Origin of the sequence: Klebsiella sp. GN_Kp190 (assembly GCF_040061795.1) — a bacterium.
Classification (GTDB): Bacteria; Pseudomonadota; Gammaproteobacteria; order Enterobacterales; family Enterobacteriaceae; genus Klebsiella; species Klebsiella michiganensis.
The window spans coordinates 93,966-119,868 of the sequence record NZ_JBEAFN010000006.1; the positions used below are offsets into that span (position 1 = coordinate 93,966).

The following is a 25,903-nucleotide window of genomic DNA, read 5'->3' on the forward strand; positions in this document are numbered from 1 at the left end:
CTCAATAAGGCTTACCTTAAATATAGTGTTCTAATAATGAATGGTTAACCATAATAGCCAGAAGCGCGCCCCGCAGGAATATACATAAATAAGAATATACTGACAATTAATTACAGGCTACCCACAGCGGTAGCCTGCGGTACTATTTTTAGCATTTACCACAAAGAACCGAGCTCTCCTTCAAATAATAAGCAGCAGGATTACCAGGTTTTACCAATATTAAACTGGAACTGCTCGGCTTTATCACCATCGTATTTTTTAAAGGGTTCGGCCCAGGAGAACACCAGCGGGCCCAGTGGCGACATCCACTGCACCGCAATCCCGGCAGACATCCGGATATGCGACGGATCGCCATAGTCCGGGATCCCGGCCGCCAGCGTCTGGCCGGTATTTTGCCAGGAGGTGCTCCATACCGTACCGGCGTCGAGGAATAGCGACGTTCGCAGGCTGTCGGCATATTTGTCATTCACAAACGGCGTCGGCACAATAAACTCGCTGTTCAGCACCGCCATCGCGTTACCGCCAACCGCATCGGATGATGAGTCCAGCGGACAGGTGCTGTAGCTGCTTTCAGAACCATTACAACGATAATAAGCCGCTTTTGGGCCAATCGTATTCGACGAAAAACCGCGAACCGACGACGATCCGCCGGCATAAAAGTTATCGTAAAACGGCACCGATTTGCCGTTCAGCCCATCGGCATAGCCCGCGCGCAGGTGCTCCATCCATACCCAGCTTTTGCTCTCGGCCAGCGGCATATATTGGGTGGTATCGAAAGTCACTTTGTAATAGCTGTTATCCGAACCGGGTACGGTAACCTTGGCGGTCAGGCTGCTTTTATTCCCAGCCCGCGGGAAGAAACCGCGATCGAGGTTGTTATAGCTCCAGCCAACGCTGGCAAAATAGTCATTGGCGCTATAGGTCGCACCGCTGTCGCCGTCTTTGGTGACGACGTCAGGATAGATGCCACGTGAGTTAAGATAGCTCCAGGTGGTGAGCTCCGGCTCCATATTGGTCAGGCGGTTATGGACATAGTCCAGGCCAAGGTTGAGGGCGTTATTCTCGCTAATCGGGAATCCCAGCGTACTGCCAACGCCGTAGCTTTGCTGGTTGTAGCTTCCGGAATCGGCATCCGAGGCGTCGTAGCTGTTGTAGAAAATTTTGCCGCCGAGGCTGACGCCATCCACGGTGAAGTAAGGGTTCGTCGCTCCCAGCTCAATATAGGACTGGTAGCTGTTGCGCGTGCCGTTGAAGCTGACGCTATTGCCGGTCCCCAGCCAGTTATCCTGAGTGACGCCGAGCTGGTAGCTCACGCCGCTGTCGGTACCAAAGCCCAGACCAACGTTAAAGGAGCCGGTATTGCGCTCCTTCACCTTATAGACCACGTCCACCTGATCCTGGCTACCGCTTACCGGAACGATCTGCTTGTCGACGGTTTCAAAAAATCCGGTACGATCCAGCCGCGTTTTCCCCTGCTCGACTTTCTCGTCATTCAGCCACGCGCCTTCCATCTGGCGCATTTCGCGACGCAGCACCGCATCGCGGGAAGTATCGTTACCCTCAAAGCGAATCTGACGAACCGAATAACGGCGTCCGGCATTGACGTTAATATGCAAAACGACGCTTTTTTTCGTCTCATCAATATCCGGCGCGGTATTAACCTGCGGCCAGGCATAGCCGTATTTTCCCAGCAGCGTCTTAATGCTGTTCTCAGCCGCCGTGATTTCCGCGCCGCTGTACCATTTCCCCGCTAAAGGCTTCACCAGCGCTTCAATTTCCTGGTTATGCTGCGCCATATCGCCGGTCACGACCGTACTGGCCACGTTATAACGATCGCCTTCGGTAAGATTGATCGTGATATACAGCGATTTTTTATCCGGAGTAATACTGACCTGACTGGAGTTAATGGTAAAACGCGCGTAGCCGCGATCGAGATAATAGCTACGGATGGTCTCAAGATCCGCCGCCATTTTTTGCTTTTGGTATTTCTTATCGCCAATCACGTTCCACCACGGAACGCTGTCGCGAAGCTGCAGCTGGTCCAGCAATGTTTCTGCGCTAAAGGCCTGGTTGCCAATAATATTAATTTGCGCAATTTTTGCCGATACCCCCTCCTGAAAGACAAAGGTTAAATCAACGCGATTACGCGGTAGCGGCGTGACGACAGCATGGACCTGAGCGCTATATTTCCCGACGCTGTAATAGAAATCCTGGAGCCCCTTTTCTATTTCCGTGAGCGCATTGCGATCCAGCGCGCTGCCTTCTTCAATACCGCTGGCGGCCAGATTCTCCTTGAGGGCATCATCCTTAACGGATTTGTTCCCGGAAAAGCTGATTTTAGCGATGGTTGGCCGCTCTGTGACCTGCACCACCAGCGTGCTGCCATCGCGCAGGATCTGCACGTTCTCAAAGTTGCCGCTGGCGTACAGGGCGCGGACCGAATCACTGATATCCTCGTTAGAAACCTCTTCTCCCGTATGAACAGGCATGCTCAGTAGCGCAGCGCCAACGGTAACGCGCTGTAGCCCTTCGAAACGAATGTCATCTACCGTATAGGCGGTTGATGCGTAAAGCGTTAAAGGGGAAATCAATAGACCGGCGATGAGACTCGTTTTTTTTAGCATGGAGGTGTCGTCTAAAAGATATTTGGCAATAGCAGATACCTGCTGGGAATAATGCAGTTCATTGCGCCAGACAGATTCTGACGCCGTTTTAAATAACCTGAACGAGGCGCAGAATTGCACGCAATTATGACGAGAAAATGGAGAAAAAATGGATATATGAGAATGGTGAAAAAATTATTTTTTAATGGAACTTTCCTTCTCCCACCCAGTCAGATAAGCATTTCCTGGCAATATTAAAATTCAACATCTTTTGTTTTTTAATTAAAAAAAAACAAAAAGCCCCCTTTCTCATTGGTTGAAAGGGGGAAAAAGATCTTGTTAGGAATGATGCTCTCTGGGATAAACCAAGAACAGCCACAAACTAACCTATAACCCCGTAGATAAAATGAAGAGATAGTGAATAAATTATGCAGCCAGATTGCCATTATAATGAAATGAGTAGATATCATGCCACGAAATGAAATTCAGCGCTCAGTGCTTAGCGAGCTGGTGCAATGGATAAAAAACAATCTTGAAAAGAGGCTCACCATGCGGGCGCTGAGCCTCTTTTCCGGCTATTCTGAATGGCATCTTTTTCGCCTGTTTCGTCACTATTTTAACATGTCGCCAATGGCCTATATTCGCCAACAGCGGATGCAATTAGCCCTTGATTTATTAAAGGTTAAACCGGCTTTTCGCATCGTTGATATTTGTATTATGGCGGGCTATGAAGATATCAGCGCCTTTAACCGTACCTTTAAAAGATACTATGCGATTACGCCTGGCCAGTTTCGCAAAATCCTGTGTATCTCCGGATAGGGGATCCCCCTCCTCCGCATTGCTGCGGTTGGGAATGGAAGGGGGAAGAGGAACACAACGTTAGAATGGAAATGGCAGGATGCCACCGTTAATCGTTTCCGGGATCAAGCAGACCCGATCAACAGGAAACAGTGTAAGCTGCTAAGTTGAGTTAATTGTGTAGAAGCCGTGGAGATTTTGTCATCATTTATATCACTGCCTTTTTCCCCGACATAAAAAATAAAAAGCCGGAATAGTTCACTATCCCGGCGGGTGTTTGAATAGATAATCAGAAGTGCGTATTCACGCTGACATAAAACGTCCGACCCGATTCATTATAGGTCTCCGCGCCCGCGCCATACAGATAGGCGCCGGTCGTCGAATTCCCCGTGGTCTGCGCGTTACCGGCGCGGTAGTGGCGAATATCGAACAGGTTATCCACGCCGCTGGTCAAGCTCAGGTTTTTATTCACATCCCAGGTCGCGCTGAGCCCGACGATACTGTAAGGACTCACTTCATTCAGCTCGCTGCCGGATACCGCCTCGCCCTTATAGTTGAAGCGCTTAGGTTTTTGTCGGCCATACCAGGTGAAAGTACTTTGCAGCGAAAGATCGTCGCGTACCTGCCAGCTGACGGTCGAATTAAGGGTGAACTGCGGGATCACCGACAGGCGATCGCCGGTGGTCTTGTTCTTACTCTGCAGCATCCACGTCAGGTTGTTGCTCCAGTTGACCGTTTCGCTTACCGGCAGGTTTAATGAGCCTTCCAGCCCTTCAACCAGCGCCTTCGGTACGTTTTCCCATTGATAAATATTGGTCGTGCCGTTGCTGGCCGTTCCCACCGCCGAGTAGCCCGATTCAATCTTGTTATGATAGTCGTTACGGAACCAGGTCAGCCCCGCCTGATAGCCGTTGTGCTTATACTCAAGGCCAATCTCTTTATTAACGCTGGTTTCCGCCTTCAGATCGCTGTTCCCCATCAGGTAACAGGCTGAGCTGCTGGCATAGCAGCCCTGGCCGTTGCTGTAGAGAATATAGTTCGGGTTGAGCTGATAAAGGTTTGGCGCTTTATAGGCGCGGGCGATGCCCAGCTTCAGCGTCCAGTCATCCGACAGCCCCTGCGAGAGGTTCAGCGATGGGCTCCAGTTATTGCCAACGATGCTGTGATGGTCGAAGCGCAGAGCCGGCGTCAGCATAGTGCTCTCGGTCAGCGCGATATTATCTTCGGTAAACAGCGAGAAAATCTCGGCGCTGGAATAGGGGCTACGCCCGGTTGCCGAGATACCGTCAATGGAGCCATAAGAGAGCGACTGGGTGGTCGATACGCCATCTTTCATCCGCTGCTGGTTCCACTCGGTACCCAGCGTCAGATTCTGCTCGAATCCCAGGGTAAACGGAATATTCACCTCGCTGTGCAGCAGCACATCCGACAGGTCGATATCGGAGAATTCGCTGCTGGAGAAGATCCCCTCCGTTCCCCCCGCCAGACCCTCGTTCATACGCGAGTTACGGGTGTGCTCATACTGCGCGTAAGTATTGCTGGTCACGCCGTTATCCCAGCCGCCGGTCCACGTGACGCCATAAGTCTGACGATAGAGGCGGTTGGTCTCTTTACCGTACATACTTTTCACCAGCGTGCTGGTATTGGTATTCTGGGTATCGCCTGCATACAGGTTGCCCTGGCGGCTGTAGCCGGTTTCAAACTCCAGCGCCTGCATCGGCGCAAATTCCCAGCGCAGCTTACCGTGGATATCTTTATTCACTACGCCTTCGCGTCCAGCCGGATACGATCCCGCATAGCTACCGGTTCGCGCCGCTTCGTGACCGGAATTAATATCCTGGGCATCGGCCTGCGTTTTGCTCAGATTTCCCCATAAATTAAAGCTGACCTCATCCGATAGCGGGCCATTGAGGCTGAAGTTTGTCCGCTTCGTCGCGCCCTCTTTACGGTGCTGAGGTGCGTTCATATAGGTATTCCATGATCCATGCCATTCGCTGGTGGCCGGTTTGGTGACGATATTTACCACCCCGCCCATCGCGCCATTACCGTAGCGGGCCGCCGCAGGGCCGCGAATCACGTCGATATGGTCGATCATTTCCGCCGGTACCCAGCTGGTATCACCTCGCGTATCTCGATCGCCGCGCCAGCCATAGCGCACGGAATTACGGCTGGTCACCGGTTTACCATCCACCAGAATCAGGGTGTTCTCCGGCCCCATGCCGCGAATATCGACCTGACGGTTATTACCGCGCTGGCCGCTGGTGGAGTTGCCGGTGAGGTTGACGCCGGGCTGGGTACGAATCAGCTCAGAGACATCGCGCGCGGGCGGATGTTTACGGATCTCCTCAGCGGTGATGGTCGATACGCCGGGCGCTTGCAGCGTCTGCGCCGCCGCGGTGACCACCATGGTTTCGTCATCATTTGCCGTAGCCGTTTCTGATTTCTTCGTATCGTCTGGCGTGTTGCTGTCAGCGGCCTGCGCCGGCAGCATCCCTCCCCAGATGGCCATCGGGATCAGCACGGCCAGCGAGTAGTGTGAATCGTATTTCATGGAATATGCCCTGTTTTTCTTTTTAGCCGTCGGGGCACGCCTTCTTCATCCGCCAGATAAACACCGGTCATGTCTTCCATGCCTGGCGTAACATCTCTTTTTTTGGCGTAGTCAGGCCCTCCCGTTTAAATAGGGATAGTAATAAATAATGAGCGACCAAAATAGATTTATTACTCTGGCAAAAATGAAGAAATAAACGCACCGCGCTATTCTTTGATAGCATTCGCCGAACAGCAGTAATAGGAGTATTGTGCCACACAACGTTATTAGAAATGAGATTTATTATCAAGTGGATAATTATGCATCACAGCAATAATTTTAAATAATTCAATAAAAACAAAAAGATGAAATGATTACTTACGTTTACTCCTTATTTGCACTTTAAATAATCAAAATATATCCACACTAAAAAAACACAATCCGAGCATATTCTCTCCATAATTACCGATATTTATTTCTTTATTATTTCACTATAAATACTGAGCCTGTTAATTAATAAAATAGCTGATTAACCGACCGACATTCTCGATCGCCGGGCATGCTAACGGCCAGAAATTGACTAAAATAAGGAAATCCTCCTGCGGAGCACCGCGCCATGAATACGTCGTCGTTCTATCGATACCTTGTCGGCGGACTTGCATGCCTTGCCGCCCTGCTATGCTTCACATCCGTTTACGCCGCCACAGAGAATAAACTGTCAGAGCCCGAGGAGCGCGAGGCCCTGGAAGTCAACGTTGACGATATGCTGCAGCCATGGAAGGGAGATTTACCGGGTATGCTCGACCGGCGAACCATTCGCGTATTAACCACCTTCAGCAAAACCTTTTTCTTTATTAACAAAGGGACGCAGCGCGGCGCCACTCACGATATTTTTATGGAGTTTGAGCGAAGCCTCAATCAAAGCCTGACGAAGGAGAAAAAGCTCAAACATCGTCATCTTAAGGTCCGTATCATCTTTGTTCCGGTTGCCCGCGACCAGCTCATCAGCGCGCTTAACTCTGGTAAGGGGGATATTATCGCCGCCAACCTGACGATTACCCCCGCTCGCCAGCAGGAGATGACCTTTACCGCGCCAATCTACTCTCACGTTCAGGAGCTGCTTCTTTCCGGCCCCGGCTCGCCCAAAGTGGAAAATCTGCAGCAGCTTTCCGGTAAAACGGTCTTTGTGCGTACCTCATCGAGCTATTACGAGAGCCTGGTCGCGCTCAACGCGCGTTTTGCCCAGCAATCGCTGCCCCCCATCACCATCGAACCGGCGCCCGAAGCGCTGGAGGATGAAGATCTGATAGAGATGCTTAACGCGGGCCTGATTCCATTGACCGTCGTCGACCGCCACAAGGCTCTGTTCTGGAAACAGGTTTTCCCCAACATTCAGGTTCATCAGAACATCATTCTGCGCAAGGAAGGCAATATCGGCTGGGCGGTACGCAACAATAGCCCGCAGCTGCTGGCCTTGCTTAATGAATTCATCAACAAGAATCGTCAGGGCAGCAAGCTGGGTAATACGATTCTGCTGCGCTACCTGAAGGATGCCAGGTACGTTAAAAACGCGGCGGCGCAAAAAGAGCGGCGTAAATTTCTGACCATGGTGGAGATCTTCCGCAAATATGGCGATCGCTACGATGTTGACTGGCTGCTGATGGCCGCGCAGGGCTATCAGGAGTCGCGGCTAAATCAGTCGGTGCGTAGCCACGTCGGCGCAATTGGCGTTATGCAGGTAATGCCGAGCACCGGCAAGGAGCTGAAGGTCGGCGATATTAAGCAGCTCGACCCCAACATTCATGCCGGGGTGAAATATATGCGCTGGATGATAGACCGCTACTATGGCGATGAACCGATGACCCAGCTTGATAAGGCGCTATTCTCATTCGCTTCTTATAACGCGGGCCCCGCGCGCATCGCCCGGCTGCGGGCGGATACCAAAAAGCGCGGTTTTGATCCGAACGTCTGGTTTGGCAACGTGGAGTATCTGGCCGCCGAGAAGATCGGCTCCGAGACCGTAAGCTATGTCAGCAATATCTATAAATATTACATCGCTTACCGGCTGATCGTGGATGAAATAGCGCGTAAACAGCAGGCGACGACGGCCTCCAAAAATCAGGTCGTGCCGACAGTGGGGATGCCTGCCGCACCTGCCACACCTGCCACACCTGCCACACCTGCCACACCTGCCACGCCTGCCGCACCTGCCACGCCTGCCACACCTGCCACGCCTGCCGCACCTGCCACACCTGCCACGCCTGCCGCACCTGCCACGCCTGCCACACCTGCCACGCCTGCCGCACCTGCCACGCAGTGAAATAGCGCAGATGGCCTGGGTGACAAAATAGAAAAAGCCCCGAACAGGGGCTTTTTCAGAGATGACTTTACGACGCTAACGCTTCGTTAGAACGGAATATCGTCATCAAAGTCCATCGGCGGCTCATTGGAAGGGGCAGCTGGCGCCTGCTGCTGCGGACGAGACTGCGCGCCGCCGCTGAACTGGTTTCCGCCCTGCGGCTGCTGAGGCTGGCCCCAACCGCCCTGCTGCTGACCACCGCCTGCCGGGGCGCCCGCGCCCTGCTGACGACCGCCGAGCATTTGCATCGTGCCGCCAACGTTAACGACAACCTCGGTGGTGTATTTTTCCTGACCGGATTGGTCAGTCCATTTACGGGTACGCAGCTGGCCTTCAATATAGACCTGAGAACCTTTACGCAGATACTCGCCGGCCACTTCCGCCAGTTTGCCGAACAGCACAACGCGGTGCCATTCGGTCTGCTCTTTCATCTCACCGGTCGCTTTATCACGCCAGGATTCGGAAGTAGCCAGCGTAATGTTGGCAACTGCGCCACCACTCGGCATGTAGCGTACTTCCGGGTCCTGGCCCAGATTACCGACGAGAATCACCTTGTTTACGCCTCTGCTGGCCATGTTTGTGTCTCCTGAATGCGTTTCTTAATAGTGTAAACGCGCGAGTGTACCATTTCCAGGTGCTATGTTGATAGCTGGGAAGTAGGTTCCAGATAACTCTCGCGGTGCGACATTTTTACACATCCCACCGGAAAATGCATTCCAATACTGTATATTCAAACAGGTTAAATTGTGTCATAATTAGCCGTTTCTGCCGTTTGTCCTTCTAACAAACCAGGCAATCCGCGTATCTACCGGGAAAGGTGAATGGATAAGATCGAAGTTCGGGGCGCCCGCACCCACAATCTCAAAAATATCAACCTCGTCATCCCGCGCGACAAACTCATTGTCGTCACCGGGCTTTCGGGTTCAGGCAAATCCTCACTGGCTTTCGACACGTTGTATGCCGAAGGGCAGCGTCGCTACGTTGAGTCGCTCTCCGCCTACGCGCGGCAGTTCCTGTCGCTGATGGAGAAGCCCGACGTCGACCATATTGAAGGGCTGTCGCCGGCGATTTCCATTGAACAGAAATCAACGTCCCACAACCCCCGTTCAACGGTAGGCACCATTACCGAAATTCACGACTACCTGCGTCTGCTGTACGCGCGCGTTGGCGAGCCGCGCTGCCCGGATCACGACGTCCCGCTGGCGGCGCAAACCGTGAGCCAGATGGTCGATAACGTGCTCTCCCAGCCAGAAGGCCAGCGCCTGATGCTGCTGGCGCCGATCATTAAAGAGCGCAAAGGCGAGCATAACAAAACGCTGGAAAACCTCGCCGGGCAGGGCTACATCCGCGCGAGGATCGACGGCGAGGTCTGCGATCTCTCCGATCCGCCGAAGCTGGAGCTGCAGAAGAAACACACCATTGAAGTGGTGATTGACCGCTTTAAGGTGCGCGACGATCTCAGCACGCGCCTGGCCGAGTCTTTTGAAACCGCGCTGGAGCTATCTGGCGGCACCGCCATCGTCGCCAATATGGACGATCCGAAAGCCGAAGAGCTGCTGTTTTCCGCCAACTTCGCCTGCCCGATTTGCGGCTACAGCATGCGCGAACTGGAACCGCGCCTGTTCTCCTTCAACAACCCGGCTGGCGCTTGCCCGACCTGCGATGGTCTCGGCGTCCAGCAGTATTTCGATCCGGAACGCGTCATTCAGAACCCAGAGCTGTCGCTGGCTGGCGGGGCGATTCGCGGCTGGGATCGGCGCAATTTTTACTACTTCCAGATGCTGAAGTCGCTGGCGGAACATTATGAATTCGATGTGGAAGCGCCCTGGGGCACGCTGAATAGCAGCGTACAAAAAGTGGTTCTGTACGGCTCAGGCAAAGAGAATATTGAATTCAAATATATGAACGATCGCGGCGATACCTCGGTGCGCCGCCATCCGTTCGAAGGCGTGCTGCATAATATGGAGCGCCGTTATAAAGAGACGGAATCCAGCGCAGTACGTGAAGAGTTAGCGAAATTCATCAGCAACCGTCCCTGCACCAGCTGTGAAGGGACCCGCCTGAAGCGCGAAGCGCGGCACGTGTTTGTGGAGAATACCCCGCTGCCGACCATCTCGGATATGAGCATCGGCCACGCGATGGACTTCTTCAACAACCTGAAGCTCTCCGGCCAGCGTGCGCAAATTGCTGAAAAAGTACTGAAAGAGATTGGCGATCGCCTGAAATTCCTCGTCAACGTCGGTCTGAACTACCTGACGCTCTCCCGTTCGGCGGAAACCCTCTCCGGCGGCGAAGCGCAGCGTATCCGCCTCGCCAGCCAGATCGGCGCAGGCCTGGTCGGCGTCATGTACGTACTGGATGAGCCCTCTATCGGCCTGCACCAGCGCGATAACGAACGCCTGCTGGGCACGCTGATCCACCTGCGAAACCTCGGCAACACCGTGATTGTCGTTGAGCACGATGAAGACGCCATTCGCGCCGCCGACCACGTTATCGATATCGGCCCGGGGGCTGGGGTACACGGCGGTCAGGTCGTGGCTGAAGGCAAGCTGGAAGATATTATGGCGGTGCCGGAATCGCTGACCGGCCAGTTCATGAGCGGCAAGCGTAAAATCGAAGTGCCGAAACAGCGCGTACCCGCCAATCCGGAGAAAGTGCTGAAGCTGTCCGGCGCGCGCGGCAACAACCTGAAAGACGTAACGCTGACGCTGCCGGTGGGTCTATTCACCTGTATCACCGGCGTTTCCGGGTCGGGTAAATCCACGCTGATCAACGACACGCTGTTCCCGATTGCCCAGCGTCAGCTCAACGGCGCCACCATCGCGGAACCGGCACCTTACCGCGACGTGCAGGGGCTGGAACATTTCGACAAAGTGATCGATATCGACCAGAGCCCCATCGGCCGTACGCCGCGTTCTAACCCCGCAACCTACACCGGCGTCTTTACGCCGGTCCGTGAACTGTTTGCCGGCGTACCTGAATCACGTTCGCGTGGCTACACGCCCGGCCGCTTCAGTTTTAACGTGCGCGGCGGCCGCTGTGAAGCCTGCCAGGGCGATGGCGTGATCAAAGTCGAGATGCACTTCCTGCCGGATATCTACGTACCGTGCGACCAGTGCAAAGGCAAACGCTATAACCGCGAAACGCTGGAGATTAAGTACAAAGGCAAAACGATTCATGAAGTGCTGGATATGACCATTGAAGAAGCGCGTGAGTTCTTCGATGCGGTTCCGGCGCTGGCGCGTAAGCTGCAAACGCTGATGGACGTCGGTCTGACCTATATTCGCCTTGGTCAGTCGGCTACCACGCTCTCCGGCGGCGAGGCCCAGCGCGTCAAGCTGGCGCGCGAGCTGTCCAAACGCGGTACCGGGCAAACGCTGTATATCCTTGATGAACCGACCACCGGTCTGCACTTTGCCGATATTCAGCAGCTGCTGGAGGTTCTGCACCAGCTGCGCGACCAGGGGAATACCATCGTGGTGATTGAGCACAACCTGGATGTCATCAAGACGGCTGACTGGATCGTTGACCTTGGGCCGGAAGGCGGAAGCGGCGGCGGAGAGATCCTCGTTTCCGGTACGCCGGAAACGGTCGCTGAGTGCGAGGCCTCCTATACGGCTCGCTTCCTCAAGCCCATGCTGAAGTAATCTCATCTGCCTCTTCCCGTCCCGGGAAGAGGCCTCATTTCCTCTCATTTTCTCCCGCTGATATTTTGTGATTTGCGGCCGGACGGCATCTGTCATCAGATAGCACCACCGCCATAAATTGCAGGATGCATCATGTACTTAAAGCACGGACTTTATCGATTTACGCTCGTCGCGGCGTTATTCGCGCTGACCGCCTGCAGCTGGATAGACGGCTACAGCAGCACGGCTCATCAGCAGCTGCTGATGCTGGAACAGCTTCATCTGCAGTTCATCAGCGACGCGGCGGCAGCGCCACTCGACCAACGCTTGCTCAGTTACGAGGATCGCCAGATTCGCCCGCTATTCAGCCTGGCGTTAAGCGATAGCGATGCGCTACGGCAGAGTAATCTTCACGTGCTGGAGAAAAATTATCAGCGGCTGTACCGGCGCGTCGTCCCCCAGGAGAGAGCGCTGACGCCTTTCGAGGCCGGAATTCTGGCGCAACAGACGGAAAAACTTTACCAGCAGGCCATCAACGGCGAACAACAGCGTTCAGGGAGATAAGCATGTCCACCATAGAAGAGTTAAGCGCCCAGCTGGCCGGCGCCGGCGTGAATACGGCAGAGTGGTTGCAGCTTATGCACGCGATTGTAAATGATGAAGACAGCGACATTCGCGACGCCGGGATGCTCACGCTTCAGGCGTTACAGGAGAAAGCGCGCGGCTGGTTAAGTCAGGACGACCTCATTCTGCTCCTGCAAGGGCAGCGCGATATTGCCAGCATTCGCGCCAACAACGAACAGATCGCCATGCAGGCTCATCTGCAGTCCACGCTGCTTCGTCTGTTTGATGTGACCCTGCTGGCGCTGCTGGGCAGAATTTAGCGCTATGGCAACAGCTTACGCTTAGCCTCGGAAAGCGAATCAAGCGCCTGCTGGTAGGAAGCATCCACCAGATAGTAAATTTGCGAATCAGGCAGGGAGCCGTCAAGAAACACCGTACTCCAGTGGGCTTTATTGAGATGTTTGCTGGGGCGAACATCGCGATGCTGCTGCCTCAACAGTTCCGCAAGCTCAGGGCTGGTCTTTAACGATACCGCTGGCCGGTTGTCCTCAACCTCTTTTACCATCGCAAACAGGACGTCCGCCGCTTTGATCTGCGTCGCTTTCCAGTCGCTATGTACGCTTTGTTCGGCGCCCGGCTTTGCCATGCAGTACTGCAATAAATCCGAAATTGTCATTTTTATTCCCCCATCAGCGTCGCGATGATATGGCGCGATCCGCCATGAATACGATGCTCCCCGAGCCAGATCCCCTGCCAGGTCCCCAGCCTGACGCTGCCATCCCGTACGGGCAGCATCAGCGATACGCCCAGCATCGACGATTTAATGTGCGAGGGCATGTCATCAGGACCTTCATAATCGTGTTCATACGGCGCGTTATCCGGTACGGCGTGCAGAAAATGCTGCTCCATATCGAAGCGAACGGTCGGATCGCAGTTTTCGTTTAGCGTCAGGGAAGCAGATGTATGCTGGAGCAGCAAATGCAGCAGGCCAGTTTTCACCCGCGATATTTCGCGGATTTGCCCGAGAATTTCATCAGTGACCAGATGGAAGCCCCGTACTTTCGGGCCTAACGTCAGGGTTTGCTGATGCCACATAAACCACTCCTTTTACTAATGAACCTTCCTAAGTGTGCAGCAATAAGCGAAAAGGTAAAACCTTTGGCACGCTATTTTGCACAAAAAAACGGCAGCGTGCCGGCTGCCGTTTTAGCGATTGATGATTAAGCCGGCGGGCAGCTTAATATTCTGAATTCACAATGACCTCTTCACCCTGAGCGCCCGCCATCGGCAGCGGCTTATAGGAAGAGTTTGAGGCCCGCAAGATACGGATCCCGCGCGCGCCCACCTCGCGGGCAGCGGAGATATCGTTATCCGAATCGCCGTAGAAAACTTTGATCCCTTTCTCCTGCAGCCACTGCGTTTTGGTGTTCTGGCCAAGTTTATCGCCGGCAAAAATAACCGGGTTCATATTCGCCGCCGGGATGAGAAAATCATCCTGCAGGGTTTTTGATACTGTTTCGGTTTTGGTCTGGCTACGGCCGGTAACGAAATAGATGCTATCGCCGCGCTTTACGTGCATCGCAATCAACTGGCGCGCCACCTCTTTCGGCATGCTGAATTCATCCCAGCCGTTGTTCATTTTTTCCCAGAACTCCGGATTTTTCAGGTAATCATCGCTGCCGGGGGAATAGGTTTTCTGCCCGCGCCAGAAGCCCGGACTGGAGAACAGGACGGTATCATCAATATCAAAACCGACGGCCATCGGCTGGCGTCCCAGCAGGCTATTTTCAATCTGGGCGACGGAAACCCAATGGATCGGCGCCTGTTCGGCGAGTTTCGCCATATTGGTGCCCGTCCACAGCGGCTGCGGTGTGGAGGCGCGAGCAACGACGGAGCTATTTAGCGTGAACAGTAAGCAGACGGCCCCAAAGGCCAGGGTGATCTTGCGCATATTTTTCCCTAAATAATCGAATCGTTATAATTTTCAATAATGTGTACGCTTATTAATGCACCCAGACCTTACCCCCCGCGAAGGCGGATAGGAAGGTTTTTCTGCTCTGATGTCATATAAAAAGAGAATGATCACACTTCGGGAAGCGAATTGCCCGCGTCATGATTTGGCGCGGGCAAAAGGTCAGGAAGAACTTATATTACCGCAGCAAACGCCTGCGCTACGCGGCGCACGTTTCCTGCATTCAGCCCCGCGACGCACATGCGGCCGCTGGCAATCAGGTAGACGCCAAACTCATCGCGCAGGCGGTCAACCTGGGCCGCGCTGAAACCGGTATAGCTAAACATGCCGCGCTGCTTAAGCAGATAGTCAAAATCACCGCCCGGAACCGTCTCTTTCAGCACATCAACCAGCTCCTGACGCATGGCCAGAATACGGGTGCGCATCCCTTCCACTTCCGCCAGCCATGAGGCTTTCAGCGCGCTGTCGCCCAACACCGCCGCAACCACCTGCGCGCCAAAGTTCGGCGGGCTGGAGTAGTTGCGACGCACGGTCGCTTTTAATTGCCCCAGTACGCGCCCCGCGGTTTCAGTATCTTCACAGACGATCGACAGCCCGCCAACGCGCTCACCGTACAGGGAGAAGATTTTCGAGAACGAGTTGCTGACCAGCATAGGCATCCCGGCGTTCGCTATAGCGCGGATAGCGTAGGCATCCTCTTCCATGCCGGCGCCAAAGCCCTGATAGGCGATGTCGAGGAAAGGAATCAAATTACGCGCTTTCAGCACCTCAACCACTTGATCCCACTGAGCGTTGGTAAGATCGGCTCCCGTTGGGTTATGGCAGCAGGGATGCAGCAGCACAATATCGCGTTCCGGTAGCGTATTGAGTTTTTCAAGGAAAGCCGCGAAACGCACGCCATTGGTTTTATCATCAAACCAAGGGTAAGTACTTACTTCGAATCCAGCCCCTTCAAATATAGCGATGTGGTTTTCCCACGTCGGGTCGCTGACCCATACGCGCGAGCCCGGGAAGTAGCGTTTCAGGAAGTCAGCGCCGACTTTCAGGGCTCCGGAGCCGCCCAGCGTCTGAATAGAGGCCACGCGATGCTGCGCCAGTACCGAATGATCGGCCCCGAACAGCAGCGACGCAATCGCGTGGCGATAGGTGTTCAGCCCTTCCATCGGTAAATAGATTGAGGCGCCGTGCGGCTGGGCGTTAAGACGTGCTTCCGCTTCGGCAACCGCCTTCAGCTGCGGAATGATGCCGTCTTCGTTGTAATAAAGACCGATGCTGAGATTTACTTTGTCACTACGCGGATCGTCTTTAAAACGCTCCATCAGGGAGAGAATGGGGTCGCCAGCGTAGGCGTCAACTTTCTGAAACACGCGATGTTTCTCCAGGTTTACATGGGCTCGTTATAACACAATAAACTGGATGTGAAAGAAGGTCGAGGGGATGTTGGCGGATAAAACAGAACGGGCAGGATTTGACGCGACAACGTGAACGCCCATCCCGGATGGCGGCTTAAACCGCCTTATCCGGGCTACCGGCCCGTAGCCGGTAGCGAACCCGTAGCCCCGATGAGGCGTCGGCCGCCACCGGGGGAAAGCGCGCTGGCTGACATTAATCCACGTACTTCATGGATACCCGTGAAGTCAGGCGCGTAATAAGTTCGTAAGCACTTACTTTTGTAATTTCGGCAATCCGCTCGACGGGGAGGCCTTCGCCCCACAGCACGACCGCGTCGCCAGCGTGGTCCTGTGCTTCAGGCCCGAGATCGACGCAAATCATATCCATCGCCACGCGTCCGACAATCGGCACTTCCCGGCCGTTAACCAGTACCGGCGTTCCGGACGGCGCGGCGCGCGGATAGCCGTCACCGTAGCCCATCGCCACAACGCCTAAACGCGTATCACGCTCGCTGATCCAGGTTCCGCCGTAGCCCACCGGCTCGCCGGCTTTATGCTCGCGGACCGCGATCAGGCTGGAGGTCAGAGACATCACCGGCTGGCAGCCAAAATCCGCGCCGGTGGATCCACCGTCGAGCGGCGATACGCCGTAGAGAATAATCCCCGGACGCGCCCAGTCGAAGTGCGACTGCGGCCATAGCAATATACCGCCGGATGCGGCGATTGAGCGCAGCCCCGGTTTCCCTTCCGTGAAGGTGGTAAAGATATCCAGCTGACGTTCGGTCGCGCCGCACTCAGGCTCATCCGCACGGGCAAAATGGCTCACGATATTGACCGGCTGGCGGACGTTTTTACACTGGCTCAGGCGCTGATAAAAGGCTTCGGCCTGTTCGGGCAGAACGCCTAATCGATGCATCCCGGTGTCCAGCTTCATCCATACGGTTACCGGCTCGGGTAAATCCGCTTCCTCCAGCGCAGCCAGCTGCTCCGGGCTGTGTACCGCCGTGTGCAGGCGCTGGGCGGAGATCACCGGCAGGTCGGCGGCCTCAAAGAATCCCTCCAGCAGCAGGATCGGCTGGGCGATACCGCCCGCGCGCAGGCGCAGGGCTTCTTCAAGACGGGCGACGCCAAAAGCATCGGCGTCCGGGAGCGTTCGCGCGGTCTCAAGAAGACCGTGTCCGTAGGCGTTCGCTTTCACCACCGCAACCAGTTTGCTGGCGGGCGCCAGTTCACGCAGACGTTGCAGGTTGTGTCGCAGAGCGCGGCGGTTAATGACTACAGTTGCCGCTTGCATTTGAATTCCTTGAATTATTTATCTCAAATTTGGCGTTATTGATGCAGCGAGTTTGGGTGCGGCCAGCGCGCAGCCACCGGAGCGTACTGAAGTACGTGAGGATGGCGAGCACTGCCCAATCCCAAAATCGCAAATAAAATAGCCAAATTATTTATTCGTCGTCGTATTGTGGCCCAGCATAATTATCAAAACGTGACCACTGACCGTTAAACGTCAGGCGCACCGTCCCGATAGGGCCGTTACGCTGTTTACCAATAATAATTTCAGCGATGCCTTTTAAGTCACTGTTTTCGTGATAAACCTCATCACGGTAGATAAACATGATTAAGTCGGCGTCCTGCTCGATGGAGCCGGACTCACGCAGGTCGGAGTTGACCGGGCGCTTATCCGCACGCTGTTCCAGCGAGCGGTTAAGCTGCGACAGCGCCACCACCGGCACCTGTAGCTCCTTCGCCAGCGCCTTGAGCGAGCGGGAAATTTCGGCGATTTCCAGCGTACGGTTATCGGAGAGCGACGGCACGCGCATCAGCTGCAGGTAGTCGATCATAATAAGACCGATGCCGCCGTGCTCGCGGGCGATGCGCCGCGCGCGGGAGCGCACTTCGGTTGGCGTCAGGCCGGAGGAGTCATCAATATAGATGTTACGTTTTTCCAGCAGAATTCCCATGGTGCCGGAAATGCGCGCCCAGTCTTCATCATCCAGCTGGCCGGTACGAATGCGGGTCTGGTCAACGCGCGACAGCGAGGCCAGAGAACGCATCATAATCTGCTCCGAGGGCATCTCGAGACTGAAGATGAGTACCGGCTTATCCTGCAGCATCGCCGCGTTTTCCACGAGGTTCATCGCAAAAGTCGTCTTACCCATTGACGGACGCGCGGCGACGATAATCAGGTCCGACGGCTGAAGACCGGCGGTTTTTTTATTGAGATCGTCATAGCCGGTATTCACCCCGGTGACGCCGTCATGCGGCTGCTGGAAGAGCTGTTCAATACGCGCCACGGTAGCGTCGAGCACGTCGGCGATATTCTTCGGCCCCTCGTCTTTATTCGCGCGGCTTTCGGCAATTTTAAACACCCGGGATTCGGCGAGGTCGAGCAGATCTTCGCTGGTGCGGCCCTGGGGATCGAAACCGGCCTCGGCGATTTCATTCGCCACGGAGATCATTTCGCGTACCACCGCACGTTCGCGGACGATATCGGCATAAGCGCTGATGTTCGCCGCACTTGGCGTATTTTTCGATAATTCCGCCAGGTAGGCGAAGCCGCCGACGCTGTCCAGCTGCCCCTGACGCTCCAGCGATTCGGCGAGCGTAATCAGGTCAATCGGGCTGCCCGATTCCTGCAGGCGCGCCATTTCGGTGAAAATATGGCGATGCGGACGGGTATAAAAATCTTCCGAAACAACCCGCTCGGCAACATCGTCCCAGCGTTCGTTATCCAGCATTAAACCGCCCAACACCGACTGTTCCGCTTCAATCGAGTGCGGCGGGACCTTCAACCCATCGAGCTGATAATCACGCTCGCGGGGTTCAGTCTGTGGTTTGTTGAAGGGTTTATTTCCTGCCATAGTGAATGGAGTTACCGAGATAGTGAATGGGTCGAAAGATTACCACATTTCTGGAGGAAGCATGGCAACACGAATTGAATTTCACCAGCACGGAGGGCCTGATGTTCTGCAAGCGCTGGAGTTCACGCCGAAAGATCCCGCAGAGCACGAAATTCAGGTAGAGAATAAGGCCATCGGCATCAACTACATTGATACCTATATCCGCAGCGGCCTCTACCCGCCCCCGTCATTGCCGAGCGGTCTGGGTACCGAAGCCGCTGGCGTAGTAAGCAAAGTCGGCAGCGGCGTGAAACATATCAAAGCCGGCGATCGGGTGGTCTACGCGCAATCGGCGCTGGGAGCCTATAGCACCGTCCACAACGTGCCCGCGGATAAGGCCGCCATTTTGCCGGACGCGATCTCTTTCGAGCAGGCGGCGGCCTCATTCCTGAAAGGGCTCACGGTCTATTACCTGCTGCGGAAAACCTACGAGATCAAAGCGGGCGAGCCGTTCTTATTTCATGCGGCGGCCGGCGGCGTCGGGCTCATCGCCTGTCAGTGGGCCAAAGCGCTGGGCGCGAAGCTGATCGGTACCGTCGGCAGCGCGCAAAAAGCTGAACGCGCCAAACAGGCTGGCGCCTGGCAGATCATTAACTATCGCGAAGAGAATATCGTCGAGCGCCTGAAAGAGATCACCGACGGTAAGAAAGTCCACGTGGTTTATGATTCCGTCGGGAAAGATACCTGGGAAGCCTCCCTTGACTGCCTGCAGCGTCGGGGGCTGATGGTGAGCTTCGGCAACTCCTCCGGCCCGGTGACCGGCGTCAATCTCGGGATCCTCAATCAAAAAGGTTCGCTGTACGTCACCCGCCCTTCTCTGCAGGGCTATATCACCACGCGTGAAGAGCTGACGGAAGCCAGCAACGAGCTGTTTTCGCTGATCGCCAGCGGCGTGATAAAAGTGGATGTCGCGGAGAGCCAAAAATATGCGTTAACCGACGCCAGACGCGCACATGAGGTGCTGGAAAGCCGGGCGACGCAGGGTTCAAGTTTGCTCTTGCCGTAATGGCCGGAGCACTAAAGTTTAGGGCTTCCACATGGGAAGCCCTTACTTTTTTTGTTCGGCTGTATGTAGGGTACAGCACGATGAATTCGTTAACCCGCTAATAGTGACAGATTTAATAAGCAAAGCCTACGCTGTTTTATGCAAAAATCTTCAGGTTGTGACATACCGCTCAATACCTTAGTAGCGCCAGCGGTTATTAGCGCGATAACGGTTGTCGGTTGGTGATTTTATCGCCCGAATCACCCAAACCACAACAACGGCCAGCAGCAGCCACGGCAGCAGTTTAATCATTAACGCAAACAGACCGCCGACAAACATCAGCGCGGTCGCGACCACAATCGCGGCAATAATACCCAGCAGTGAAATGCCGGTGACCAATAACATGACAAAAAAGCCAATAACGAATAAGAGTTCCAGCATCGTCTTTCCCCTAAAGAAATTTTATCTACCTTACCGGATATTACAAAAATCGTGCCAAATATAATCTATTGAATAATAACAAAAACGCCCGGCACGATACGTGCAGGGCGTGGTGAATTTGACCAGGTTTTAGTGAAAAACTAACGCTTGTCGGCAACCAGTTTCAGCGCCTGTTCCAGCACGTTGATGTCCGCCCCGGCTTTATGCGCATTTTCGCTCAGATAGCGACGCCACTGGCGCGCGCCGGGGATCCCCTGAAACAGCCCGAGCATATGGCGCGTTACGTGCCCCAGATAAGTACCGTTGCTAAGCTCGCGTTCGATATAGGGATACATCGCCCGGACCACGGAAACCGGGTCAGCATCGACGCCTTCCACGCCGAAAATTTCCCGATCCACCGACGCCAGAATGCCTGGATTCTGATAGGCCTCACGGCCCACCATTACGCCGTCCATATGCGCAAGATGTTGTTTTGCTTCTTCCAGCGACTTAATGCCGCCGTTAATCGCCATCGTCAGATGCGGAAAATCACGCTTCAGCTGGTAAACGCGCGGATAGTCAAGCGGCGGGATCTCGCGGTTTTCTTTGGGGCTCAGCCCCGAAAGCCACGCTTTGCGCGCATGGATGATAAACATCTCGCACTCGCCTTTCCCGGATACCGTTTCGATAAAATCACACAGAAACCCGTAGCTGTCCTGGTCATCAATGCCGATACGGGTTTTCACCGTGACCGGGATCGACACGACGTCGCGCATGGCTTTAATACAGTCTGCCACCAGCTGCGCGTTCCCCATCAGGCAGGCGCCGAACATACCGTTCTGCACGCGATCGGACGGGCAGCCAACGTTCAGGTTAATTTCATCGTAGCCGCGCGCCTGCGCCAGCTTCGCGCAGTGTGCCAGCGCAGCCGGATCGCTGCCGCCGAGCTGCAGGGCGACCGGATGCTCTTCTTCGCTGTAGGCCAGATAGTCGCCCTTGCCGTGAATAATCGCACCGGTGGTCACCATTTCGGTGTACAGCAGCGTGTGGCGCGACAGCTGACGCAGAAAATAACGGCAGTGTCTGTCGGTCCAGTCGAGCATCGGCGCGATGGAAAAACGGTGAGCGGCGAAAGCAGTAGGCGTTGAATCTGACATCATGGCGAATAAATAAGCATCCGGGTAAAAAGGGGCGCTACTATAGCACAAAGATAAACCACTGACGCATAGCGTCAGCGCTCACCTTTTTTATCCCGCAATAAACGCTATATTTTCCGTGGCTTCCCGTCGTGAGGGCCAAAAAACTGCGGCGGATGGTCAACCCAGCGATCCTGTCGCGTGGCGGCATAGCCGGGGTTAAGCGGGTAGTAGATGCGATTAAATTTCTTATTTGCCTCGCCAACGACTAACAGGCGAACCTCCTGCTCGGTGTTATTGAGGAAGGTGTGGCAAATGCCGGTTCCGGCAGGAAAGCCGACGCTATCCCCCGGCTCCAGCTTCCAGAGATAGCCGTTAATCCACACTTCCGGATAACCTTCCAGCACGTAGATAAACTCTTCTTCGTCGCTCTCCGCATGCGGATAAGAGGTTCGGCGTCCGGGCGGTAGACGCTCATGGTGGATCCCCAGGCGATTCAGCCGCAGGCCCCGCGCCAGCGGCGCGCCGATGGAGAAAAGCTCAGTACTGTCGGGATAGGTGGAATCATCCACGCCTTCCAGTTCACGCCAGTGTCGAATGCAGTCAGGTCGTTTCATCGTTTTCTCCCGAAAATGAGATGCATCAGGTATAGCATAAGGTGGCAAGGTTGAGCGACCCCAGGAGCGCGGCTGGGACGAATTGGCGCAGCCAGCGCGCAGGTAACGTGAAGTGTGACGGGTATAGCCCGCCGGGTCTCGGCGTTTTACCGGTATCGTGATAAAGTAACAGTTTCAGATTCACGCAACCAGAGGACGCTCATGGATAAGACCACTTCGCAACAAATGTTAGCGCATGCTGAAAAGCTGTGCGCGCAGCGTGGCGTGCGCCTGACCCCGCAGCGCCTTGAAGTATTGCGTTTGATGAGCCTGCAGCAAGGGGCAATCAGCGCCTACGACCTGCTCGATCTCCTTCGTGAAAAAGAGCCTCAGGCGAAACCGCCGACGGTGTACCGGGCGCTGGAGTTTTTACTCGAGCAAGGGTTCGTGCATAAGGTGGAATCCACCAATAGCTACGTGCTGTGTCACCTTTTCGATCAGCCGACCCACAGCTCGGCGATGTTTATCTGCGACCGCTGCGGCGGCGTCAAAGAAGAGTGTGCGGAAGGCGTCGAAGATATTATGCATACGCTGGCGGCAAGAATGGGATTCGCCCTGCGCCACAACGTTATTGAGGCTCACGGCCTGTGCGCCGCCTGCGTCGAGGTTGAATCCTGCAGTACGCCGGGCCACTGCCACCACGACCATACCATCCAGATCAAAAAGAAAGCCCGCTGAGGCGTTAGCCGCAGCGGGAATCAAGGGTGTATACCCGTCATACTTCAAGTTGCATGTGCGTTGGCTTTGTTACTCGGCTCATCCATGAGCCTCGCCCTTCGGGCCGCCGGGATACGGCGTTCAAATCTGTTCCAGACAGATTTGTCGCTCACCCCAGTCACTTACTGGAGTAAGCTCCTGGGGATTCTCTGCGTTGCCGCGTTACTCGGCCTGCGGCCTCGCCCCTCCGGGGCCAGCGCAAGCGCTGTTCAAAGCACGAGTCCCTTGTCCTGCAACTCGAATTATTTAGGGTATAAATCGTTAGAGCAGGCAATAGTAAGGGGTTAAAACACGCCGTTTTCGCTACCAGCGATAGTCGTTTTTGGTTTCCCAGTCGGTCACTTCTTTCTCTGCCTGGTCTTTGGCGTAACCGTAACGTTCCTGAATTCTGCCCACCAGCTGGTCGCGTTTGCCTTCAATGACGGTCATGTCATCGTCGGTCAGCTTGCCCCATTTTTCTTTCGCTTTACCTTTGAACTGTTTCCAGTTACCGCCGATTTCGTCTTTATTCATCATGCATTCCTCATCGTTCGGTTATCGTTCGGTGAATGAACAGCCCGCTGTGTGCCGGACATGACTTAACTATAGATGAGTATTCTGAGTAAGATTTATTATTCGGAATCTTTAACCATCAGATGCACCAAATGCATTACGAAAACCAGGTTCCGCGCTGCCAGTGGCGCCGCCAGATAACCGCCAGAGAAACGCCGCGCAGAGCGAGAAAGACCGTCAGCGCCAGCCACAGTCCGTGGTTGCCGAGCGTCGGTACCGTCAGCAGCGTCAGGGCAAACCCCGCCGCCGCTACCGCCATGCTGTTGCGCATCTCCGCCCCCCGCGTCGCGCCGATAAACATGCCGTCCAGCAGGTAGCACCAGACGCCAATGACCGGCAGTATCATCTGCCAGACCAGATAGCGGTCGGCCAGCTGCTGCAGCGAAGGCAGCGAGGTCAGCAAAGCGATAATCTGCTCACCGGCAAGGCCGTAAATCAGCGCAAACGCCAGCGCTACCATCCCTGACTGGCGGCAGGCCGCGTGCCAGACGGCAAGCAGTTGGCTGTCGTCGCGCGCGCCGTAGGCCTGCCCGGAGTGCGCCTCAACGGCGTAGGCAAAACCGTCCAGCGCATAGGCGGTAAAGGTCAGCATCGTCATGAGGACCGCATTGACCGCGACGACATCGGCGCCAAGGCGGGCGCCAAATACCGTCACCGCCCCGAAGCAGAGCTGTAGCAGCAGCGAGCGCAGCATGATGTCGCGATTCAGCGCCAGCAGGCGGCGTATATCTCCGCGCCAGGCGTTTTTCAGCATCGACAGGGAAACGCCGCGCAGCGCCAGCACGCGTCTCGCCATCAGCAGGCCAATAAAGAAAGTGATGTATTCTGCGGTGACCGTCGCCAGCGCCGCCCCCTGCACGTTCATATGCAGGCCCATCACCAGCCATAAATCGAGCACGATGTTGAGGACGTTGCCGACCACCAGCAGGATCACCGGCGCTCTGGCGTACTGCACGCCCAGCAGCCAGCCCAGCAGGACCAGATTCGCCAGCGATGCCGGCGCGCTTAGCCAGCGGAGCTCCAGGAAGCGTCTGGCCTGTTCGAGCACGGCTTCGCTACCGCCGACAATATGCAGCGCCAGGTCGATTAACGGCATCCGTAAGAGCACAATCGCCGCCCCGGCGGCCAGCGCCAGGCCCAGAGGCTGTACCAGCGCACGCGCCAGCCGCTGCGGATCTTTTGCGCCAAACGCCTGCGCCGTCAGTCCGGTGGTACTCATTCGCAGGAACAACAGCAGCATAAAGAGGAAGCTGGTCGCCGTTGCGCCAACCGCCACGCCCCCCAGATAAACCGGGCTGTCGAGGTGGCCAATAACGGCGGTATCCACCAGCCCCAGCAGCGGAACGGTGATATTGGAGAAGATCATGGGCAGCGCTAAGCGCCACAGGGCTTTGTCGGCGGCGTTAAAAAGCATGGAGAAAGAGCCCAAATGAGGAAAAACGGCGCAGCATCATGCATCAGGTGATGATGCCGCGAGGTGAAGAGATTACTGCCAGTTGCCGTTGCGGATAACGCCAACGGCCAGGCCTTCAATAGTGAAGCTTTGCTCGCGAAGGTCCACCACGATCGGCGAGAATTCGCTGTTTTCCGGCAGCAGTTCAACGACGTTACCCTGCTTTTTCAGTCGCTTCACGGTAACTTCTTCGTCGATGCGCGCCACAACCACCTGGCCATTGCGCACATCCTGCGTTTTATGGACGGCCAGCAGGTCGCCATCAAGAATACCGATGTCTTTCATCGACATCCCGCTAACGCGCAGCAGAAAATCCGCATTCGGCTTAAACATAGCCGGATCGACCTGATAGTGACCTTCAATGTGCTGCTGGGCCAGCAGCGGCTCACCCGCCGCGACGCGGCCAATAAGCGGCAGACCCGTTTCTTCTTCCGTCAGCAGACGAATACCGCGTGAGGCGCCGGAAACGATCTCGATTGCGCCTTTACGCGCCAGCGCTTTCAGGTGTTCTTCCGCCGCGTTTGGGGAACGGAACCCCAAGCGCTGAGCAATCTCCGCACGCGTCGGCGGCATGCCCGTCTGGCTGATATGATCCCGAATGAGATCAAACACCTCTTGCTGCCTGGTCGTTAACGCTTTCATTCCGCCCCCTGGGTGTATATACAGTTATGCTGTGAGTATATACAGCTAACGGTGATTTTGGAACCACATTTCACACAAAAATCAGGAGTTTCTTTCCGTTTTGCGAGCCGCTACGCCAGGAGTTAGCGGTAGTTTGCCCATAAAAGCGTTCCCCACGCGATCAGCGCGATGATGATCGCCAGCAATACCGCCGCCGATCCCATGTCTTTCGCTCGCCCCGACAGCTCGTGATGTTCAGGGCCAATACGGTCAACAACCGCCTCAATCGCGCTATTGATAATTTCAACTATCATCACTAGCAGGACCGAGCTAATCAACAGCACCCGGGTGATGGCATCGACGTCTAACCAGCAGGCGATCGCCACGGCAACAACGGCCGCGATGCCTTCCTGACGAAAGGCGGCCTCGTTGACCCACGCCGCCCGGAATCCTTTCCAGGAATACCCTGCCGCTTTAATAATTCGGGTTAACCCAGTGGTATTATTGGCCATCAAACAAACCTTTTTATGTAAATGACGTCAATGAGTGTACGCGTTTGCCGCGTTACAACGGAAATTTTGCGCACTTTCTGTTATTCTTGCGGCGCATTTGCATGATTA

The 25,903-nt window shown here is 55.1% G+C and carries 24 protein-coding genes; 8 read left to right on the forward strand and 16 right to left on the reverse strand.

The window, feature by feature from the left end; genetic code table 11:
- Nucleotides 1-200 precede the first annotated feature (200 nt).
- The gene (bamA, locus tag ABLU67_RS04635; protein WP_025107695.1) at nucleotides 201-2,624 is read right to left on the reverse strand and encodes an outer membrane protein assembly factor BamA; all 2,424 of its coding nucleotides are present in this window, start codon (nucleotides 2,622-2,624) and stop codon (nucleotides 201-203) included.
- A gap of 447 nt (nucleotides 2,625-3,071) precedes the next feature.
- Between bamA and ABLU67_RS04640 the strand changes: the two genes are divergently transcribed.
- Entirely contained in the window at nucleotides 3,072-3,422 is a 351-nt protein-coding gene (locus ABLU67_RS04640; RefSeq protein ID WP_014227551.1) for an AraC family transcriptional regulator, read from the forward strand.
- A 268-nt stretch (nucleotides 3,423-3,690) separates the two neighbouring features.
- Here ABLU67_RS04640 and ABLU67_RS04645 read toward each other — a convergent pair whose 3' ends face one another.
- Nucleotides 3,691-5,952, reverse strand: coding sequence for a TonB-dependent siderophore receptor (locus tag ABLU67_RS04645; RefSeq protein WP_025107697.1), 2,262 nt, complete (start codon nucleotides 5,950-5,952; stop codon nucleotides 3,691-3,693).
- A 595-nt stretch (nucleotides 5,953-6,547) separates the two neighbouring features.
- Here ABLU67_RS04645 and ABLU67_RS04650 point away from each other — a divergent pair.
- Nucleotides 6,548-8,251 carry a lytic transglycosylase F gene (locus ABLU67_RS04650; RefSeq protein ID WP_348852178.1) on the forward strand — a complete coding sequence of 568 codons (1,704 nt, stop codon included), beginning with the start codon at nucleotides 6,548-6,550 and terminating at the stop codon, nucleotides 8,249-8,251.
- An 86-nt stretch (nucleotides 8,252-8,337) separates the two neighbouring features.
- Here ABLU67_RS04650 and ssb1 read toward each other — a convergent pair whose 3' ends face one another.
- Complete coding sequence (ssb1, locus tag ABLU67_RS04655; RefSeq protein WP_004097799.1) at nucleotides 8,338-8,865, reverse strand: single-stranded DNA-binding protein SSB1; 528 nt, start codon at nucleotides 8,863-8,865, stop codon at nucleotides 8,338-8,340.
- Nucleotides 8,866-9,111: 246 nt separating this feature from the next.
- Between ssb1 and uvrA the strand changes: the two genes are divergently transcribed.
- The 3 genes from uvrA to ABLU67_RS04670 all read left to right on the forward strand — a co-directional run bounded on the left by uvrA (nucleotide 9,112) and on the right by ABLU67_RS04670 (nucleotide 12,800).
- Nucleotides 9,112-11,937 (forward strand): excinuclease ABC subunit UvrA, encoded by a 2,826-nt coding sequence (uvrA, locus tag ABLU67_RS04660; protein WP_004097797.1) that lies wholly within the window; start codon nucleotides 9,112-9,114, stop codon nucleotides 11,935-11,937.
- A gap of 132 nt (nucleotides 11,938-12,069) precedes the next feature.
- Complete coding sequence (locus tag ABLU67_RS04665) at nucleotides 12,070-12,480, forward strand: hypothetical protein (protein WP_014837137.1); 411 nt, start codon at nucleotides 12,070-12,072, stop codon at nucleotides 12,478-12,480.
- A 2-nt stretch (nucleotides 12,481-12,482) separates the two neighbouring features.
- Nucleotides 12,483-12,800 carry a hypothetical protein gene (locus ABLU67_RS04670; protein ID WP_004097794.1) on the forward strand — a complete coding sequence of 106 codons (318 nt, stop codon included), beginning with the start codon at nucleotides 12,483-12,485 and terminating at the stop codon, nucleotides 12,798-12,800.
- Nucleotides 12,801-12,802: 2 nt separating this feature from the next.
- Here the strand turns inward: ABLU67_RS04670 and ABLU67_RS04675 are convergent, their stop codons facing one another.
- Both ABLU67_RS04675 and ABLU67_RS04680 read right to left on the reverse strand, forming a co-directional pair.
- Complete coding sequence (locus ABLU67_RS04675) at nucleotides 12,803-13,156, reverse strand: MmcQ/YjbR family DNA-binding protein (RefSeq protein ID WP_004097793.1); 354 nt, start codon at nucleotides 13,154-13,156, stop codon at nucleotides 12,803-12,805.
- A gap of 2 nt (nucleotides 13,157-13,158) precedes the next feature.
- Nucleotides 13,159-13,575 (reverse strand): secondary thiamine-phosphate synthase enzyme YjbQ, encoded by a 417-nt coding sequence (locus ABLU67_RS04680; RefSeq protein WP_038423946.1) that lies wholly within the window; start codon nucleotides 13,573-13,575, stop codon nucleotides 13,159-13,161.
- Between ABLU67_RS04680 and ABLU67_RS04685 the strand changes: the two genes are divergently transcribed.
- The gene (locus ABLU67_RS04685; RefSeq protein ID WP_157214916.1) at nucleotides 13,567-13,704 is read left to right on the forward strand and encodes a hypothetical protein; all 138 of its coding nucleotides are present in this window, start codon (nucleotides 13,567-13,569) and stop codon (nucleotides 13,702-13,704) included. The genes ABLU67_RS04680 and ABLU67_RS04685 overlap by 9 nt on opposite strands.
- A gap of 13 nt (nucleotides 13,705-13,717) precedes the next feature.
- On the opposite strand, the gene aphA is transcribed toward ABLU67_RS04685, so the two are convergent.
- From aphA to dnaB, 4 genes are all read right to left on the reverse strand, one after another.
- On the reverse strand, nucleotides 13,718-14,431 hold the full coding sequence (gene aphA, locus ABLU67_RS04690; RefSeq protein ID WP_348852179.1) for an acid phosphatase AphA: 714 nt from the start codon (nucleotides 14,429-14,431) through the stop codon (nucleotides 13,718-13,720).
- A gap of 194 nt (nucleotides 14,432-14,625) precedes the next feature.
- On the reverse strand, nucleotides 14,626-15,819 hold the full coding sequence (gene tyrB, locus ABLU67_RS04695; RefSeq protein ID WP_049079200.1) for an aromatic amino acid transaminase: 1,194 nt from the start codon (nucleotides 15,817-15,819) through the stop codon (nucleotides 14,626-14,628).
- 238 nt (nucleotides 15,820-16,057) lie between these two features.
- Complete coding sequence (gene alr / locus ABLU67_RS04700; RefSeq protein WP_004097789.1) at nucleotides 16,058-17,137, reverse strand: alanine racemase; 1,080 nt, start codon at nucleotides 17,135-17,137, stop codon at nucleotides 16,058-16,060.
- 151 nt (nucleotides 17,138-17,288) lie between these two features.
- The gene (gene dnaB / locus ABLU67_RS04705; RefSeq protein ID WP_004097788.1) at nucleotides 17,289-18,704 is read right to left on the reverse strand and encodes a replicative DNA helicase; all 1,416 of its coding nucleotides are present in this window, start codon (nucleotides 18,702-18,704) and stop codon (nucleotides 17,289-17,291) included.
- A gap of 61 nt (nucleotides 18,705-18,765) precedes the next feature.
- On the opposite strand from dnaB, the gene ABLU67_RS04710 reads away from it, so the two are divergent.
- Nucleotides 18,766-19,749 (forward strand): quinone oxidoreductase, encoded by a 984-nt coding sequence (locus ABLU67_RS04710; protein ID WP_014227544.1) that lies wholly within the window; start codon nucleotides 18,766-18,768, stop codon nucleotides 19,747-19,749.
- A gap of 177 nt (nucleotides 19,750-19,926) precedes the next feature.
- Here the strand turns inward: ABLU67_RS04710 and pspG are convergent, their stop codons facing one another.
- The 3 genes from pspG to ABLU67_RS04725 form a co-directional block, all read right to left on the reverse strand.
- Nucleotides 19,927-20,169: an envelope stress response protein PspG gene (gene pspG, locus ABLU67_RS04715; protein WP_014227543.1), complete on the reverse strand. Its 243-nt coding sequence runs from the start codon at nucleotides 20,167-20,169 to the stop codon at nucleotides 19,927-19,929.
- Nucleotides 20,170-20,309: 140 nt separating this feature from the next.
- Nucleotides 20,310-21,308, reverse strand: a complete 999-nt coding sequence (gene dusA, locus ABLU67_RS04720; RefSeq protein WP_086074011.1) for a tRNA dihydrouridine(20/20a) synthase DusA — start codon at nucleotides 21,306-21,308, stop codon at nucleotides 20,310-20,312.
- 104 nt (nucleotides 21,309-21,412) lie between these two features.
- Complete coding sequence (locus ABLU67_RS04725; protein WP_014227541.1) at nucleotides 21,413-21,901, reverse strand: cupin domain-containing protein; 489 nt, start codon at nucleotides 21,899-21,901, stop codon at nucleotides 21,413-21,415.
- A 201-nt stretch (nucleotides 21,902-22,102) separates the two neighbouring features.
- Here ABLU67_RS04725 and zur point away from each other — a divergent pair, with 201 nt between their 5' ends.
- Nucleotides 22,103-22,618 (forward strand): zinc uptake transcriptional repressor Zur, encoded by a 516-nt coding sequence (gene zur / locus ABLU67_RS04730; protein ID WP_004097781.1) that lies wholly within the window; start codon nucleotides 22,103-22,105, stop codon nucleotides 22,616-22,618.
- A gap of 342 nt (nucleotides 22,619-22,960) precedes the next feature.
- Here the strand turns inward: zur and ABLU67_RS04735 are convergent, their stop codons facing one another.
- From ABLU67_RS04735 to ABLU67_RS04750, 4 genes are all read right to left on the reverse strand, one after another.
- Nucleotides 22,961-23,170: a CsbD family protein gene (locus ABLU67_RS04735; protein WP_004137568.1), complete on the reverse strand. Its 210-nt coding sequence runs from the start codon at nucleotides 23,168-23,170 to the stop codon at nucleotides 22,961-22,963.
- A 136-nt stretch (nucleotides 23,171-23,306) separates the two neighbouring features.
- Nucleotides 23,307-24,623 carry an MATE family efflux transporter DinF gene (dinF, locus tag ABLU67_RS04740; RefSeq protein ID WP_348852180.1) on the reverse strand — a complete coding sequence of 439 codons (1,317 nt, stop codon included), beginning with the start codon at nucleotides 24,621-24,623 and terminating at the stop codon, nucleotides 23,307-23,309.
- Nucleotides 24,624-24,695: 72 nt separating this feature from the next.
- Entirely contained in the window at nucleotides 24,696-25,304 is a 609-nt protein-coding gene (gene lexA, locus ABLU67_RS04745; RefSeq protein ID WP_004097774.1) for a transcriptional repressor LexA, read from the reverse strand.
- A gap of 122 nt (nucleotides 25,305-25,426) precedes the next feature.
- On the reverse strand, nucleotides 25,427-25,795 hold the full coding sequence (locus ABLU67_RS04750) for a diacylglycerol kinase (protein ID WP_014227539.1): 369 nt from the start codon (nucleotides 25,793-25,795) through the stop codon (nucleotides 25,427-25,429).
- Nucleotides 25,796-25,903 lie beyond the last annotated feature (108 nt).